The organism is Trebonia sp. (assembly GCF_030042015.1).
Classification (GTDB): Bacteria; Actinomycetota; Actinomycetes; order Streptosporangiales; family Streptosporangiaceae; genus Trebonia.
This window is the reverse complement of the sequence record NZ_JASIAL010000468.1, coordinates 1-15,908: the sequence shown is the minus strand read 5'-3', so window position 1 is coordinate 15,908 and position 15,908 is coordinate 1. Positions and strand designations below refer to the sequence as shown.

Genomic DNA, 15,908 nt, shown 5'->3' with positions numbered 1-15,908 from the left:
TGTATGAGGGAGGCCACCAGATCGGCCGACTCCGTCCACACTTGTGCCCGTCCCCTGCCCACCAGCCTGGCCTCGTTCGGCCTGATCAGCAGATGGTGCAAGCGCAGCAACGGCTCGGTCACCTGGTACACCGGACGGCGGGCACGCAGTGCGTCATCCGCCTTGCGGACCAGTTGGACCCGTTCCAGCATGTCCAGCGGGTGGCTGAGCGCGCTGTCCGAGCGTCCCAGTTGCCTCGCGATGTCGGACCGCCTGTGTGCGCCGCCGCAGATCGCGGCGAGGACCGCGTGGTAAAGGGCGGCGTCGCCAAGTTCGGGTTCCTCGTACAGCAGCGCGTTGCCCTCGCGGAACATGGCAGAGGCCGGGTGCAGCAGCCGCTGGACGACCCACTCGCCGAACGTGGACACCGAACCCGGCCGGTCCACGCACATGTCACGGTATGCGGGAGTGCCACCGACTAGAGCGTGGACCTGGAAGGCCAGTTCGGGATCGTCGAGCAGGCCCCAGAAACCGGCGGCCTCCCGGAAGTCGAAGGGCTGGACGATGAGTTCCAGCTTCGCGCGGCCACGCAGCGGAGCGCTTCCGCCCAGCAGCCCGCGCATCACGGTGAACGCGCTCCCGCACAAGATCAGCCGCACCTGTCCTGACCTGCGAGCGACTCCGCGCGGGCTCAGCGAACGCTGCAGCACGGACGGCAGCTCCGGCGCCTGCTCTACAAGGTAAGGAAACTCATCGAGCACGACTGGGACCGGGCGGCCAAGCCGGTCGCCAGCCCCGAGGAGTGCGGCGATAGCGTCCGGCCAGTTCCCGAAGCTCGCGCCCGGCAGACCTGCGAACTGGGCGTAGGCAGCCGCCAAGTCAGCCAGATTCTGGGCGTTGGCCTGCTGCAGGCCGGTGAACGCAAGCCCGCCGGTCGCCTCGGCAAGCAGCTCGAGCAGCAGTGTCTTCCCCTGACGGCGGCGACCGTACACGATTCCGAGCACCGCACCCGGGTCGCTATCGGCAGCGAAGCCCGCAAGGGATTGCCACTCCTCAGCCCGGTCATGTAGCTCCGTTGGCTTGGATAGATCGCTCACGACCCAATAATAATATGTAACTTCATTTATGGTAACTGGATCTACATATTGTTTAGACTGGTCAATCAAGGGCAAGGGGGTCCGGGCGATCCTCAGGACCCCAGGTCCGCGGGGGCTCGCAGCGGCTACCCGGACGTTGGCTAGACCTCGTGAGCCTTCACCGACGAAAGGTTAGCTAACTGTGGCGGCCAGGATAGGTCATCGGCGATGCTCAATGTCGTGAATCGCACTAAAATTGGAGTGTATCGAAACAAATCGCAGCCTTCCCGAACGGAGGGTGGTCTCATGTCACAGCCACCGGTCTCCGGGCGCGGCGCGGGCGCACAGCCCGGCCGCGGCTCCCGGCCGCCCGGCGGCGGTCGCGGAGGGCGGCGCGGTCGCGACCCGCGGCTGGCGGACTTTGCCGAGGGCGGTGCCGGCGACATCTGCCCGCCCGGTCCGGAACTCGCCGTGGAGACCGCCAGGCTGTCCGGCCCCGACTGGCGCTGCGACGGCGCCACCGACGATGAGCTGATCGGCCTGCTGGGGCGGTGGGCCGCCACGGAGTCCTGGGCGGTGGCAGCCAAGCTCGGCGTGATCCGCGAGATCCTCCGCCGCCTCGCGGTTACCCCCGGAATGGCGGCCCCCGACGGGCTGCCCGAGGTGTGGGGCGACGAGGTCGAGCATGAGGTCGCCGGCGCGCTTGGCATCTCGCCGCAGGCCGCAGGGAAACTGGTCATGCTGGCGTGGACGCTGGAGGCCCGCCTTCCCGGGATCGGCGCGAAGCTGGCCGACGGGACGATCAGCTACACCAAGGCCCGGCTCATCTTCGATGAGCTGATCGTGCTGGACGACGAGCACGCCGCCCAGGCGGAAGCGCTGATCCTCGATGAGCTGGCCGGCAAGACTCCAGGGCAAATCCAGAAGCTCGCCGCCGGCGCGGTGGTCACCGTCGATCCCGAGGGCGCACGCAAGCGCCGCGAGCACGCCGAACGGGAAGATGCCCGGGTCCGGTTCTGGCGGGAGAACACCGGGGCCAGCGCCCTGGCCGCCTACGGGCTGCCCACCGACGGCGCGCTTGCCGCGAACGCGAACATCAACGCGCGCGCCGGGCAGTACAAGAAGGCCAAGGTCAGTCCGGGTGCCCGGATGGACCAGCTGCGCGTGCTCGCATTCCTGGACATACTGAACGGCATCAGCGCCGCCGACCGGATCGCTCGAGCCCAGGCAGAGGCCAATGGCGCTCAGCACGAAGCGGCGGCTGCCGACGGGACGGGGCGGCCTGGCGCCGACGGAGAACCGGACGACGGCGGCCCGGTCAGCGGCGGCCTGAGCGATGACTGCGGCGGTACCGACGCTACCGATGACGGGACTGACGCAGGCGGCAGTGGCCCGGCGGACGGCCCGGATGGTGACGGCGGCCCCGGCGGTGGCGCCGGCGGAGCGGGCGGCGGCCCCGGTGGCGGGGGGCCCGGCGGCAGCGGGCCTGATGCGGGCGGCTCCGCGGCGCCGAGTCTGCCGGCAAATGCCAACCTGACGTTTCCCCTGGCCACGCTGCTCGGCCTGGCCGAACGGCGCGGCGAAGGACATGGACTCGGTCCCCTCGATCCCGCTCTCGTGCGGGATCTCGCCGCCGCTGCCGCCCGCAGCCCGCACAGCAAGTGGTGTGTCACGATCACCGATGCCAACGGGTTCGCCGTCGGCCACGGGTGCGCACGGCCCCGGAGGAAGGGGGCGAAGTCTCCCCCGGCGGGCAGCCGCGACGGCCCGTGGGCCTTCATCATGAGCGACGACCCGGGACCACCGGGCGGGTACGGCACGTGGACCCTCACCCTGCCCGGCGGCCAAGAGTTCACCGTGAAGCTCGGCCCGGTCCCGCTGACCGAATGCGATCACAGGCATGAATCGCATGCCTACCAGCCCAGCGACACCCTCCGGCACCTCGTCGAGATCAGGGACGGCCAGTGCACGTTCCCGACGTGCTCCCGGCATGCGGGCGCCTGCGATTTCGAGCATGCCCTCCCGTATGACAAGGGCGGGCGCACCTGCGCGTGCAACGCGGGAATGCGCAGCCGCAGCTGCCATAAGGTCAAGCAGTCAAAGGGCTGGAGCGTGACTCAGCCCCTGCCGGGCTGGCACGTGTGGACCACCCCGAGCGGCCGCACCTACACGCAGGGACCCGCGAAGTATCCGGCCTGAGCTGGCGCCGGGGGGAGCCAGCCGGGGGGAGCTACCAGGCCGGGACGCGCCACTTGGCCAGGTGAGCCATCACCGCCTGGTTGGCCTCCCAGCCGTCGGGGAACTTCGCCGGGACGCCGAGGTGAACCGGCTCCACCGACGGGTGGGCATCGAGCAGCTCGGGGATGCCCGCACGGGCCACGACGATGCAGGCGTGGCGGTGCCGGGACGTGAGCACGCACAGGCGGCCCGCCTCCAGGTGGAAGGCGGTCGCGTCGCGGCGGCCGGACAGCGGGTGCAGCACGATCACCACGTCGAACTCCCTGCCCTGCAGGCTGTTCGCGGTGTCGGCGACCACGCCGGTCACGCCGTACTCGGAGGCCAGCGCACCGCGCACCGCGGCCGCCTGGTCGCGGTGCGCGGTGCCCACCGCGATCCGCGGCCCGGTCACGGCGGCGCCCGCGGGCGCCGCTTCCGAGTACGCGATCGCGCCCCGCTGCAGCAGCCGCGCGGCCAGCGCGGCGCAGGCGGCCACCGCCTCCCGGTCGGTCCGCAGGGTGTGCCGGGCAGGCAGCTCGTACAGCGCCCACCCCGACTCGGCCGCCGTTTCCAGGGCACGGTCAAGAGCATTGATCCCGAACGGACGCGTGGCGAATCCCAGCCTCCGTTCCTCCCGCGTCGTGGCCGACGTGAAGCCGGTGAACGGGTAGAACGCTTCCGACACCACCGGGGCGGCGGACGCCGGGAGGCGCCAGGACACCGGCAGGGTGTGCACGGGGAGCTGCGGGTTGTGGTTGAGCAGCACCGCGACCGCGCTGGACATCGGGTCCCAGGACAGGCCCGTCCAGCGTTCGGTCTCCACGGTGGAGAACGGGTCGAGCTGACCGGGGTCGCCGACGAACAGCGCCTTCTCGAACAGCCCGGCCACGCGCAGCAGCAGGTCCGAGCGCATCTGGTACGCCTCGTCGACCACCGCCCAGGGCCAGGGCGCGGCCTCGGTCACCGTCGCCCACTTGGCCGCGGTGGCGAGCACCACGGCGGCGTCGGCGAGGTCGGACACGGCCGTCTCGGCGCGGACGTTATCGTGGCGCGACACCCGTGCCGTGGGCGTGTACCCGTGCGCGCTCAGCCGCCCGACCGGCAGGCCGGGGCGGGAGCCGGCGAGGCGGTCGACGAGGTCGTCGACCTGCTCGTTGGTCTGGCCGGCGATCATGACCCGCTCCCCCGCCGCGGCGAGCTCGGCGGCGGCGCGGACCACCAGCGTGGACTTGCCGGCCCCCGGCGGGGAGTCCACCACGACGCCGCGCTCGGCCGTCGCCAGGTCGGCGAGCACGAGCTCGGTGGCCAGCCTGGCCAGTTCCTCGGGCCGGCTCATGACCACTCCTCCGTCGCGTCCTCATCGGCGCCGCCCAGATACTGAGGCGGCGGGCCGCCGTGGGTCCACGGCGTGTCCGCGATCTGCGGGAACGTCGGGCCGCGCTGGAAATCGTCGGTGAGCGTGGTGTAGGTGACCGCCTCGCCGGCCGCGGGCACGCTTCCGGGCAGCGGGGTCAGCGACCGGCCCATGCCGTTCTGCAGCTCGAGGATCACCCGGGTGCGCTCGCCGTCCGGCGCGACGCTGATGACATGCGCCTGCTGGCCCGGGCGGCCCGGCGAGGCGAACTCCGTGCCCGGCCCGGCGATTACCTCATCGGATGTGTCCACCGTGATCCACGGCCGGAGCTTGGCGCGCTTGCCGCTGGTGTCGAGCCGGTCCGGCTGCGCGTCCACCACGATGCCGGCGAACGCATCGCTGGTCAGCCGGTACTCGGCCATCACCAAGGGGTCGTCATAGGCCCGCTGCACCGCCAGCCGCTGCTGGTCGCGTTCCATCCGGGCCAGCTTGCCGGCCGCGGCGACCGCGCTGTCTTTGCGCGGCGCCGGCGGGTTCCCCTGCCTGAGCCAGTTCACGTGCCCGGTGAACGCCCGCCGGTCGGCCTGCCAGCGGTCTTCGACATGGCCGCCCGCGGGCAGCGCGCGCAGCAGGTCAACCGCCCGCCACATCAGCTCCCAGGTGGGCTCGAGCTGGGTCTTCAGCACGGTCTCCAGCGCCAGCTGCGCGCGCTGCAGCGCGGCCCCGTCTCCGCGCGCCTTGGCCGCGCGGATCGCGCCGATCCGCGCGGCGAGCACCTCGTTGTCGAAGGTCGGGTCGGTCGCCGGCCCGGCCGGCGGGCAGCGCACCGGGTCCTCCGCGGCACGGGCCGCCGCCGCGCCGGTCATGCCTTCCGGCGGATCGATCCAGCCGAGCAGCGCGGCCAGGTTGGCGTCTTCAGTCGCCGACTGACCGCTCGCCCAGTGGTCGGCCAGGACCGCCGTCATGGACAGCAGGAGAGCCGAGGCAGGAGCCTCGGATCGTTCCGAGTAAAAATTAAGCCACCGGCCCAGCAGCGGAACCGATTGCCTGACCGCGTACTCGCCCTCGGTCCGCCGGAACCTGGTGGAGCGGCTGAGCAGGCGGGTGAAGGTGATGCCGCCGTTGTTCGGCACCAGGAGCTGCGGGGCGTCGGGGTACGGGGCCTCGGATCCGGGATCTTCCGTCGTGTAGCCGTCGATATAGCCGAGCACGACCTCCGCGAGGTCGGCGGCGAAGTCGAAGCGCTGGGTCCGGTCCCGTGGCTCGTACACGGTCAGCATGCGCGGCTTGTCGCGATCGTCGCCCGCGATCGCGGCGAGCGGGGCGCACGCCTCCCCCGCCAGCTGGAGCGGGATGAAGACCAGCGGACGGCCGGAAAGGTGGACGTGCCGGACGGTGCGGATCGGCTGGGCGCGTCCTGCTTCGGCGGCGAGCGCGCGGGCCAGTGCGGTCAGCAGGGTCATAGCAGCTCTTCCCTGAGCCCGGCCGCCTTCGCGAGCACCGCGGCGACCTCTTCCCTGTCCGGCGGCGGGGCGGCGCCGCGCGCCAGGCCGAGGACGGTCGTGACCTGCTCGATGCCGCCGAGTTCCTCCCGCACCTGCTTGCCGAGCGCGCCGGTGCTGCCCTGCGCCTCCTCCCGGCACAGGTAGCAGAGTTCGCAGGTGCTCAGGCATTCGGGAGCGTAGTTCGCGGCTATCTGGCGGATCGCGCCCTCGACCGCTGCCGGGGAGCGCCTGGGGATCCCGTTCTCGTCCGGCTCCAGGTCGACGGTCAGGTCTTCCGGGCAGGAGCTGAGCAGGTCCTCGATGCGGGCGATCCTCGCGAGCTGGCGCTTGATGACAGTGAGCTGCTTGCGGACGTCGATGCTCGTGGCCACGGGCTTGTTGGAGAAGTTCTCCGGACAGACCAGGATCGTCTCGTCGCGGACCTTGTTCTCGCTGCCGAGGAGATCGCGCAGGGCGAGCACGTAGACCGCGGACTGGGTCGCGGCGGCCGCGACCTTGACCGGATCGGCCTGGTCGTCGATCACGGCGAAGCTCTTGATCTCGATGATGCTGAACGTGCCGTGCAGCTGGAACGCGATCAGGTCGGGTTCCAGGTAGGCGTGCCTGCCGCCGACGCGCAGCCGCAGCAGCGGATGGTCGAACATCGTGCCCAGGTTCTCGTCCACGGTGGCGAGCAGCTGTCTCGTCCGAACGTGCCGGACCTCGCTGGCCTCGTTGCCCCCGACGTCGCCCAGGTCGGTGTAGCAGGCCTCCGCCACGTCGAGGCTGAGGTGCTCCCGCAGCAGGCTGAGCAGCTGCGCGGCGCCGTTCTCCTTGACCTGCGCCTCGAACGCGTTGCCGCGGGCGATGGCGAACTGCGACTGGCCGAACGGAGCCGGGTAGCCCGCATACGCCGCCAGCTTCTGCTTGTCGACGCCGGCCGCGTCCATCAGCGCGCGCCTGCCGCACCCTGGGTTGGCCGCCAGCGCGGAGATCGTGCGGGCGTCATGGCGGCGCGGCATGACGCTGCCGCGCAACTTCGCCAGCCGCGCTTCTGTCGGGTCCAACCTAGGCCTCCTCGCCGGCCGCTTCCCTGGCTCCCCCGGCGGCCTTGCCGGCGGTCCGGCCGGCCGGCTCGAACGTCCTGGACCCGAACAGCTGCTCCGCGTCGGTGAGCTGCTGGCGTGCCCGCTTCGCCGCGTCCCTGCGCGTCCTGCTGTCAGCGTCTTTGTGCACGTTTTGTTCTGCCTCCGCCGCCTCCCGTACCGCCTCCGGCCGGATGTGACGGGGGTCCGCCGCCGCGCCAGGGATGCTGACGGCGAAGCGCCACAGCAGCCGGCGGGCCGCCGGAACCGGAGCGGGGATCCGCTCGATAGCCTCGGCGACCCGGATGGCCGCCTCAAGGAAATCGACGCGCGGGGAGAGCGATCCGATGACACGCCGCTCCATCGGCCAGGTGGAGACGGCGAGCAGGCCGCGGGACGGGCTGAGGAAGTCGGCGGCCAGGGCGGCGCAGATGTAGTAGGGGCGGGCGAACGGGGCGCTGCGGAACGAGCGCTCCTCGTCCCTACGCAGGCTGGTCACCCGGCTCGTCGGGAAGGTGGTCGCGAAGAACGCCTCGTGCACGGTGGCGATGAGCTTCGGGGCGGCCGGGACCTGCAGGAGGCTGAGCGCCTCATACACCTGTTCGCGGAGCGGGAGCAGCGGCCCGGTCTGGGCGGGCGTCGCGGCGGCGTGGCCCGTGCCGTCGCGTTCTCCGCCCATTCCCCCGTTGTCCGCTGCTCCCGGCTTTCCCGCGGCCGCGGCCCCTTCCGCCGCCTCCCCCGCTTCCGCCGCTCCCCCCGCTTCCCCCGCTTCCGCCGCGGCGAGCGCGGCCTCCCAGTCCTGTTCGGCTCGCCTCAGGTCGACCCGAAGCGTCTGTGCGCGCGCTTTGTCGCCGGCCAGGACCGCCTCGCGCACGGCGACCCGCAGCCGGTCGATACGGCGCTCGAGCGCCTCGACGGTCTCTGTCACAGGCGAGACCTTAGCAGAGTCCGGCGTATTCCAGCAAGTTCCAGTATTGTTGCGATGGATCTGATACCGAAGTCAGAGGGAATCCCTAGCAACGCGAAACCCTTGGCGATCCGCTGGCCAATACTCTGTTGCCCATGCTGCAGAAGGCCATGTCGCTCGTACGCCTGGACTTCGCTCCGAGCCACCAGCAGCCGTCCGCCGGGCGCGTGGCGCTCGCGACGGTCGTGTCGCTCGGTGGCTCACTGCTTGCCGACGCCCTGCTCGTCGTCATCGCCCAGGCCATCTTCCCCGGCATCAAGGGCTACCCGCACTTCCAGTTCTCCGACTACGGAAAGCTGACCGTCATCGGGGTGCTCGTCGCCTGCGCCGCGTGGCCGGTCACGACCAGGATCACGTCCGCGCCGCGGTGGCTGTTCGTGCGAATGGCCGTGCTCGTCACGCTGGTGCTCTGGCTGCCCGACGTGTACATCCTGGTGGTCCAGCACCAGCCGGCCAAGGCCGTCGCGTTCCTGTTCACGATGCACCTGGCGATCGCGGTGATCACTTACAACTCCCTGGTGCACCTCGCGCCGGTCCGCCCGCTGCGCCACCCCAGCCACCGGCGCGCGCAGCCGGTCAAAAGGTGACGTAGACTGTCTGCTGCGTGTGTCGCTCGGTGAGCGGATCGGTTTCCACGGACGTGGCGCTCTAGACAACGTGACTATCGGAGTCAACGCGACCACCTGAGTCCCTGGAGACGATTTCCTTGACTGCCATGCCCGCAGAGAAATCTGCCGTGCTCGCCCGCGAGGTCACCTTCGCATCCCTCGGAGTGCCCGCGCCGCTGGTCTCCGTGCTTGACGCCGACGGCATCACCGTGCCATTCCCCATCCAGGCCGCGGCGCTGCCCGACGCGCTGGCCGGCCGCGACATCCTGGGCCGGGCGAAGACCGGCTCAGGCAAGACGCTCGGCTTCGCACTGCCGATGGCGGCCCGGCTGGCAGGCGGCGAAACCACCGCCCATCGCCCGCGCGGGCTGGTCCTCGTGCCCACGCGCGAGCTGGCGACCCAGGTGCAGGCCGTGCTGACGCCGCTCGCCCACGTGATGGGGCTGCGGGTCGGGACCGTCTACGGCGGCGTCTCGTACCGTCCGCAGATAACGGCGTTGCAGCGCAGGACCGACGTGCTTGTCGCCTGCCCTGGCCGGCTCGCCGACCTGATCGGGCAGGGCCACTGCGACCTCGGCGACGTCGAGATGACCGTGATCGACGAGGCGGATCAGATGGCCGACCTCGGGTTCCTGCCGATTGTCCGGCGGATGCTCGAGGCCACGCCGTCCGGCGGGCAGCGGCTGCTGTTCTCCGCGACCCTGGACACCGCGATCGACGTGCTGGCCCGGCGCTTCCTCACCGACCCGGCGCAGCACTCGGTGGACGAGATCACCCCTCCTGCCGAGATCGAGCACCACGTGATCACCATCGACCCGGCCCATCGGCTGGAGGTGGTCGCGGCACTGGCAGGCGGCGACAAGCGGTCGCTGGTCTTCACCCGCACCAAGCATGGCGCGCAGCGGCTGGCCCGCCACCTTACCGCCGTCGGCATTCCCGCGGCCGAACTGCACGGCAACCTCGCCCAGGGAGCCCGGTCGCGGAACCTGGCGGCATTCGGGACTGGCGCGGTGCGGGTCATGGTGGCCACCGACATCGCGGCGCGCGGCATCCACGTGGCTGGCATCGACCTGGTGATCCATGCCGACCCGCCTGCCGAGCACAAGGCGTACGTGCACCGCTCGGGCCGGACCGCGCGGGGCGGCGCTGACGGGGTCGTGGTCACGATGCAAACGGCGGCGCAGGCCCGCGAGGTGCGCAACCTCATGCGCCAGGCTGGCGTGACGCCGCACCAGGCCGCGGCAGAGCCGGATTCGGACGTGCTGCGCGAGATCGCCGGCCCGCCGGTCCCCAAGGTGACGCTGGTCACGCCCGTGACCGACCTGATCAAGCCCGCGAGGCGGCTTTCCGGCCAACCGGGCGCAGGCAGGGCAGACGCGGGCAAGCCGCGGCGCCGCGGGCCCCGGGCGGCGGACCGGGCCGGTGCGGACCAGCCGCGATCGAGCAGGCGGCGTCGCGCAGACGCTGACCGGCCCGCCGAGGCGGCGGGTGCGGAGCGTCCTGTGCGGGAAGATCGCCCTGCTCAGTCGGACCGGGGACGGCAGGATCGGTTCGACCGGTTCGACCGGCCCGACCGGCGCGAGCGGTCTGGGCGGCCTGAGGGCTTCCGCGAAGGCGAGCGCTCTGGGCGCCGGGACGGCTTCAGCGACCGCGAGCGAACCAGGCGTGACGAGCGGGCGTGGGGCGACCGTCCCGTGCAGTTCGACCGGCCCGCGCGATTGGACCGTCCTGCGCGGTTCGACCGTCCCTCTCAGCTCGGCCGTCCCGCGCGGTTCGACCGCGCTGACCGTGACGGCGGTCGCGAGCGCGACCGCGAGCGCGGCGACTGGCGGCCCTACGAGCAGTCCTACGACCGGCGCGGCGAGCAGTCCTACGACCGGCCCCACGACCAGCGCGGCGAGCGGGCAACCGGGGGTCGCGCGTCGCGGGGCCAGGGCCGCCCGGCGAGCCAGGGTGGCAGCCAGGGAGGAGCCCAGGATGCAAGCAGGCCGGGATGGCAGGGGGGAAGCCGGGGAGGATCAACCGGGCGTTCGGGATATTCCGGCAGCCGGACCGCGCCGGGGAAGCGGCGGAACCCGGGGCAGGGAAGGCATTTCTGACATATCTCCTGCTCCGCATCTTTGGCAGCGAGCCAACTTTTCCCCTGTGAGCATGCCGATTCATGCCGCGGGATGCGGTAGATTGGCTTCAGCGGTTGCCGGACTTTGTGATCGTGAATATGTCCGTCTTTCAAGTAGCGGGCGATTTACCGGTCAGCGAACAGTCACGTACGGCGGTAAGGTATCCCGCATGTGATCCGCGCGAAGTGCACGGATCTCAAGCTCATCTCGAAGGACGCATAGCAAAATGGCTCAGGGGACCGTAAAGTGGTTCAACGCGGACAAGGGCTTTGGTTTCATTGCCCCCGATGACGGCAGCGCGGACGTCTTCGTCCACTTCTCCGCGATCGAGTCGACCGGGTATCGGACGCTCGAAGAAAACCAGAAGGTCGAGTACAACGTGACCCAGGGGCCGAAGGGTCCGCAGGCCGCGCAGGTCCGCGCCGTCTGACGAGCGGTGGCGGGCCGACGTGCAGCGCAAACGCCCGCCACCGCTTTCCATTAGCGTGACGCCGTTGCGCTTATTTCGTGCGCAATCCCTTTGCCTGCAACCCGGGGCATATCTGGCACGAATACGGTCGGCCACATCTCAAATCGATAACTTTTGCTGGCGCGTGCGTGACGAGCCCTCGCGTATATGCGGATGGGCTGTCACACGCATGTCAGCGTGCGGGCTTTGGATGCGAGATGACCGCCACCCCTGGCTGACCGCCGACGAGGCGGGCAGAATGGCCAGGTATGGCAGACGGCCCTGACCGGTGGCACCAGTGGCTGCTGAATGTGCGGTTCGGCGGCGACGCCGCCAGCCGTGAGAAGCAGCTGCGCACGTTCCTGTACCCGGTGCGCGACACCGTGCTCGACAAGGCCCAGTTGGGCCCCGGCGACACGCTCCTCGACATCGGAACGGGCGACGGCCTCATCGCGTTCGGCGCGCTGGAACGGCTCGGCTCCTCAGGACGGGTGATCTTCTCCGACATCTCGCAGGACCTGCTCGACCACTGTCGGCAGGCCGCGACCGCGGAGGGGTTGCTTGACCGGTGCCGCTTTGTCCTTGCTCCTGCCGATGCGCTGGCCAGCGTGGCCGATGAGTCAGTGGACGTCGTAACCACCAGGTCGGTGCTGATCTACGTGGCGGACAAGGCGGCGGCGCTGCGCGAGTTCTACCGGGTGCTCAAGCCGGCCGGGCGGGCGAGCCTGTTCGAGCCGATCAACGCGGCGATGTCCCCCCTCGATCCTGATTTCTTCGCCGGCTACGACGTCACCCCTGTCAGGGCGCTGGCGGACAAGGTCGAGGCGCTGTATGAGTCCATCCAGCCGCGCGGCAAGGACCCTATGGGGGACTTCGACGAGCGCGACCTCGTCCGCCACGCGCTGGAGGCCGGCTTCGCCGAGGTCAACCTCGAACTGCGGGTCAGCGTGAAAAACCACAAGGAACCGGCCCGCTGGGAGCAGTTCCTGAGCACCTCAGGCAACCCGCTCATACCAACGTTCGGCGCGGCGATCGACGCGGCGCTCAGCCCGCGGGAAGCCGCCGAGTTCGCCGGGCACCTGCGGCCGCTCGTGGAATCGGGCACCGGGCGGGAGCGCATGGCACTCGCCTACCTGACCGCGGTCAAGGATGCGCCGCCCGGCGCCCGAGCGTGATCCGGACTGGCGGCGGGGCCCACAACGCCAAGCCTATTTTGGTGGCGGGGACCCCGCCGCCAATGACGGCACACCCCCGTAGCGGCGCACCGCCGACCGGGGCGGAGGCGAGGCCCGGGGCGGGGGTAGCACGGGCTCGGCTGCCGGGCCTGCCGCATCTGATCGAACGCATATTTTAAAAAACGTGAGGGGTGGGGTAGCCTGTTCGCATGAGCCTGCCGGTCCGGGAAACACCCGTCCGGGAGACGCCCGTCCGGGAGACGCCCGTCCAGGAATCGCTGCTGGACCTGTGCGACGAGCCGGCGCCGGGGGCGCTGCGGCCGCAGCGGATCCCGCTGGCGTACGGCGCCTGGGTGGACGTGCAGCGCGGGTGGCTCGCGGGGTCCGGCGCGCTGTTCGGCCGGCTGGCGGAGCGGGTGCCGTGGCGGGCGGAGCGCAGGCACATGTACGAGCGGACCGTGGACGTGCCCCGGCTGCTCTGCTTCTACCGGGAGGACGAGCAGCTTCCCGACCCGGCGCTTGACGCCTGCCGCGACGCGCTGACCGGGCACTACCGGGCGGAGCTCGGCGAGCCGTTCCGCACCGCGGGGCTGTGCCTGTACCGGGACGGCCAGGACAGCGTGGCCTGGCACGGCGACACGATCGGCCGCGGCAGCAGTGAGGACACGATGGTCGCCATCCTGTCACTCGGCACGGCGCGGCCGTTCCTGCTGCGGCCGCGCGCGAGCACCAGGAACGGCGCCCGCACCGGGAACGGCACCGGGACGCTGCGCTACAACCTCGGGCACGGCGACCTGCTCGTCATGGGCGGCAGCTGTCAGCGGACCTGGGAGCACGCCGTCCCCAAGTCGGCGCACTCGGCAGGCCCGCGGATCAGCGTGCAGTTCCGCCCGCGCGACGTCCGCTAACGTCGCGCCGGCGGGCCGGCCGCACGCCGGAACGCCGGAACGCCGAGGCCTCAGAGCCTGCCGCCCACGAGCGCGGCCAGGTCGGCCAGGCGGCACGAGTAGCCGCACTCGTTGTCGTACCAGCCGAACACCTTGACCAGGTGCCCCGACGCCGCCGTCAGTTCCGAGTCGAACACGCACGATGCGGTGTCCCCGATGACGTCCCGCGACACCAGGGGCAACGCGGCGTACCGCAGCACCCCGGCCAGCCGCCCGTACGCGGCCCGGCGGAACGCCTCGTTCACCTCGTCGGCGGTCACCGCGGCCTCGAGCACGACCGCGAGGTCGGTCAGCGACCCGTCCTCGACCGGCACCCGGACCGCCACGCCGTCGAGGCGGCCCTGCAGGGCGGGGATCACCTCACCGGTCGCCCGCGCCGCGCCGGTGGTCGTCGGCACGATGTTGACCGCCGCCGACCGGGCGCGCCGCAGGTCCTTGTGCGGCGCGTCGAGCAGCATCTGGTCGCCCGTGTAGGCGTGCACGGTGGTCATGAACCCGCGCTCGATCCCGAACGCGTCGTGCAGCACCTTCGCCATCGGCGCCACGCAGTTCGTGGTGCACGAGGCGTTGGAGATCACCTCGTGGCGCACGGGATCGTAGATGTCGTCGTTGACGCCCATCACGATGGTCGCGTCCACGGCGCCCTTGGCCGGCGCGGAGATGAGAACCTTCTTCGCGCCGCCCTTGAGGTGCACGGCCGCCTGGTCCCGGGTACGGAACTTGCCGGTCGACTCGATCACGACGTCCGCGCCGAACCTACCCCAGTCGATGTCCGCGGGGTCGCGCGACGCGAGCACAGGAATGTCGCGCCCGTCGATGCTGATCGCGCCGGCGCTGTGCCCGATCACCCGGCGCAGCCGCCCGTAGGTGGAGTCGAACTGCAGCAGGTGCGCGAGCGTGGCGGCGTCGGTGATGTCGTTGACCGCGACGACCTCCAGGTCGGTGCGCTGCAGCGCGTAGCGCGTGAACGCCCGCCCGACCCGGCCGAATCCGTTGATTCCTACCCTTGTGACCATCGCTGATCCTTTCTCAGCTGGACAAAAACATCTTTTCCCCGAACGAACCGTGCCGACTGGCGAAGCTCTCGATGCTCTGTCCGGGGTACTTGACCAGGATTTCCTGGAGCTTGGTGACGAGCTTCAGTGACTCGTCGTGCCCGCGCTGCCAGACGTTGCGGCCGAAGATCAGCCCGGTCGCGCCCGCTTCGGCGGACTGCCTGGCCTTTTCGAGCATGGCGTCGTCCCCGGCGCGCTCACCCCCCGAGACCAGCACGAGCGTCCGGTTGGCCGACCGGACCACCGCGTCCATGGCCTGCTGGGCGGAGAAGTCCGTGTCGTAGGCGGCGGGGACGCCGGACCGCTTCTCCGGGTGCGGGAAGTTCACCTTCACCATGTCGGCGCCCAGTTCGCTGGCGACCCGGGCCGCGTAGTCCACCGCGTAGAAGGAGTCCTTCCCGCCCTTGGCCTCGATCGCCGCGCCCCGCGGGTAGGCCCACACGATCAGCGGCATGCCGAGCCTGCTCGCGTCCTCGCGGATCCGCAGGTACTGGCCGATGTCCGCCGCCTGCGCGGGAGACCCGACGTAGAGCGTGTAGCCGACCGCGACGGCGCCCAGCCGCACCGCGTCCGCGACGGTGGCGGTCACCGGGGACAGCGCCTCGGCGTCCGACGGTATCTCGGTCTTGCCGTTTAGCTTGAGGATCAGCGGGACCTCGCCTGCGAAGTCCCAGCAGAACTTCTCGGCCAGGCCGACGTGCAAGACGACGCCGTTGAAGCCGCCCTCGACGGCGAGCCTGGCGATGTAGCCGGGGTCGGTGGCGTCCGGGTTGGCGAAGAAGTCACGCGGCCCGTGCTCGAGGCCCTGGTCGTACGGGAGGAAGAGGCCTGTGCCGTTGCACAGCCCGTGCTGGAACAGAATCCGGAACAGCCGGGCCTTCTTGCCGGCGTTCAGGGCGAGGTCGCTGATGGTAGGACGAACGTTCACGACTCCAGTTCAGCCCGGTATGGCCTGTGACGGTACGGGCGAACCGGTCCCTGTCGCCGGGACGAAGGTCCCTGTGCAACCGGCTCGGCCCGAACCGCGGGGATTGGCGGTGGGGCCCCCAGCGCCAGTCCTATTGGTGGTGGGGCCCCCTGCGCCAATCACGGATGGGGCGCGGCAAGGGGTGGTGGGACCGGTGGGGCGGAGAGAGTCGCGAGTGGCAAGGCGGCGGTTGGCGGCACGCAGCCGAGCGCTCACTGATCAGGGAAGGTCAACCGGCTTGCGCGCTCGGCGCGACAGGCTCATCGCGCCGTGAGCGTGATGACCGACCAGCCGTACTCGCGCGCCGCGCGCTTGAGCTCGAGCACGGTCGGCTGGTGCCCGTCAGGCCCCGCGATGCCCAGGTTACGGCTCGCCTTGAGCCAGCCGAGGCGGCTGATGACCTCCTGGTAGGCAACCGCCACGGCG

At 70.9% G+C, this 15,908-nt stretch carries 13 protein-coding genes; 6 read left to right on the top strand and 7 right to left on the bottom strand.

The genetic code is table 11. The features are described from left to right. Positions 1 to 983, bottom strand: a 983-nt coding sequence (locus Q1N79_RS24905; RefSeq protein ID WP_300612995.1) for an ATP-binding protein, incomplete at its 3' end; no start/stop codon positions are given. Between the two features lie 378 nt (positions 984 to 1,361). Between Q1N79_RS24905 and Q1N79_RS24900 the strand changes: the two genes are divergently transcribed. After that, entirely contained in the window at positions 1,362 to 3,254 is a 1,893-nt protein-coding gene (locus tag Q1N79_RS24900) for a DUF222 domain-containing protein (protein ID WP_300612993.1), read from the top strand. 31 nt (positions 3,255 to 3,285) lie between these two features. On the opposite strand, the gene Q1N79_RS24895 is transcribed toward Q1N79_RS24900, so the two are convergent. Genes Q1N79_RS24895 through Q1N79_RS24880 form a run of 4 tightly spaced genes read right to left on the bottom strand, consistent with a single transcriptional unit; the run spans position 3,286 to position 8,123 of the window. Then, positions 3,286 to 4,608, bottom strand: a complete 1,323-nt coding sequence (locus tag Q1N79_RS24895; RefSeq protein WP_300612991.1) for an AAA domain-containing protein — start codon at positions 4,606 to 4,608, stop codon at positions 3,286 to 3,288. Further along, positions 4,605 to 6,089, bottom strand: a complete 1,485-nt coding sequence (locus tag Q1N79_RS24890; protein WP_300612989.1) for a hypothetical protein — start codon at positions 6,087 to 6,089, stop codon at positions 4,605 to 4,607. Before Q1N79_RS24890 ends, Q1N79_RS24895 begins: the two co-directional genes overlap by 4 nt. After that, the gene (locus Q1N79_RS24885; RefSeq protein WP_300612987.1) at positions 6,086 to 7,177 is read right to left on the bottom strand and encodes a hypothetical protein; all 1,092 of its coding nucleotides are present in this window, start codon (positions 7,175 to 7,177) and stop codon (positions 6,086 to 6,088) included. Before Q1N79_RS24885 ends, Q1N79_RS24890 begins: the two co-directional genes overlap by 4 nt. A gap of 1 nt (position 7,178) precedes the next feature. After that, entirely contained in the window at positions 7,179 to 8,123 is a 945-nt protein-coding gene (locus tag Q1N79_RS24880; protein WP_300612985.1) for a hypothetical protein, read from the bottom strand. Between the two features lie 134 nt (positions 8,124 to 8,257). On the opposite strand from Q1N79_RS24880, the gene Q1N79_RS24875 reads away from it, so the two are divergent. The 5 genes from Q1N79_RS24875 to Q1N79_RS24855 all read left to right on the top strand — a co-directional run bounded on the left by Q1N79_RS24875 (position 8,258) and on the right by Q1N79_RS24855 (position 13,421). Further along, positions 8,258 to 8,749, top strand: coding sequence for a hypothetical protein (locus Q1N79_RS24875; protein WP_300612983.1), 492 nt, complete (start codon positions 8,258 to 8,260; stop codon positions 8,747 to 8,749). A 128-nt stretch (positions 8,750 to 8,877) separates the two neighbouring features. Further along, positions 8,878 to 10,869: a DEAD/DEAH box helicase gene (locus tag Q1N79_RS24870; RefSeq protein ID WP_300612981.1), complete on the top strand. Its 1,992-nt coding sequence runs from the start codon at positions 8,878 to 8,880 to the stop codon at positions 10,867 to 10,869. Between the two features lie 247 nt (positions 10,870 to 11,116). Next, on the top strand, positions 11,117 to 11,320 hold the full coding sequence (locus Q1N79_RS24865) for a cold-shock protein (RefSeq protein ID WP_300612979.1): 204 nt from the start codon (positions 11,117 to 11,119) through the stop codon (positions 11,318 to 11,320). Between the two features lie 287 nt (positions 11,321 to 11,607). Further along, a complete protein-coding gene (locus Q1N79_RS24860) occupies positions 11,608 to 12,513 on the top strand; it encodes a methyltransferase domain-containing protein (RefSeq protein ID WP_300612977.1) in 906 nt (301 codons plus the stop codon). Between the two features lie 209 nt (positions 12,514 to 12,722). After that, positions 12,723 to 13,421 (top strand): alpha-ketoglutarate-dependent dioxygenase AlkB, encoded by a 699-nt coding sequence (locus Q1N79_RS24855; protein ID WP_300612975.1) that lies wholly within the window; start codon positions 12,723 to 12,725, stop codon positions 13,419 to 13,421. 50 nt (positions 13,422 to 13,471) lie between these two features. Here the strand turns inward: Q1N79_RS24855 and gap are convergent, their stop codons facing one another. Together gap and Q1N79_RS24845 are read right to left on the bottom strand one after the other, a co-directional pair. Further along, entirely contained in the window at positions 13,472 to 14,476 is a 1,005-nt protein-coding gene (gene gap / locus Q1N79_RS24850; protein WP_300612973.1) for a type I glyceraldehyde-3-phosphate dehydrogenase, read from the bottom strand. Between the two features lie 13 nt (positions 14,477 to 14,489). Continuing rightward, positions 14,490 to 15,443 (bottom strand): hypothetical protein, encoded by a 954-nt coding sequence (locus tag Q1N79_RS24845; RefSeq protein WP_300612971.1) that lies wholly within the window; start codon positions 15,441 to 15,443, stop codon positions 14,490 to 14,492. Positions 15,444 to 15,908: the final 465 nt, after the last annotated feature.

Excerpts from the sequence above, each read along its gene's own strand:
- Q1N79_RS24870 (WP_300612981.1), top strand. The coding sequence starts at position 8,878 with ATGCCCGCAGAGAAATCTGCCGTGCTCGCCCGCGAGGTCACCTTCGCA.
- Q1N79_RS24855 (WP_300612975.1), top strand. The coding sequence starts at position 12,723 with ATGAGCCTGCCGGTCCGGGAAACACCCGTCCGGGAGACGCCCGTCCGG.
- Q1N79_RS24895 (WP_300612991.1), bottom strand. The coding sequence starts at position 4,608 with ATGAGCCGGCCCGAGGAACTGGCCAGGCTGGCCACCGAGCTCGTGCTC.
- Q1N79_RS24890 (WP_300612989.1), bottom strand. The coding sequence starts at position 6,089 with ATGACCCTGCTGACCGCACTGGCCCGCGCGCTCGCCGCCGAAGCAGGA.
- Q1N79_RS24860 (WP_300612977.1), top strand. The coding sequence starts at position 11,608 with ATGGCAGACGGCCCTGACCGGTGGCACCAGTGGCTGCTGAATGTGCGG.
- Q1N79_RS24865 (WP_300612979.1), top strand. The coding sequence starts at position 11,117 with ATGGCTCAGGGGACCGTAAAGTGGTTCAACGCGGACAAGGGCTTTGGT.
- gap (WP_300612973.1), bottom strand. The coding sequence starts at position 14,476 with ATGGTCACAAGGGTAGGAATCAACGGATTCGGCCGGGTCGGGCGGGCG.
- Q1N79_RS24875 (WP_300612983.1), top strand. The coding sequence starts at position 8,258 with ATGCTGCAGAAGGCCATGTCGCTCGTACGCCTGGACTTCGCTCCGAGC.
- Q1N79_RS24900 (WP_300612993.1), top strand. The coding sequence starts at position 1,362 with ATGTCACAGCCACCGGTCTCCGGGCGCGGCGCGGGCGCACAGCCCGGC.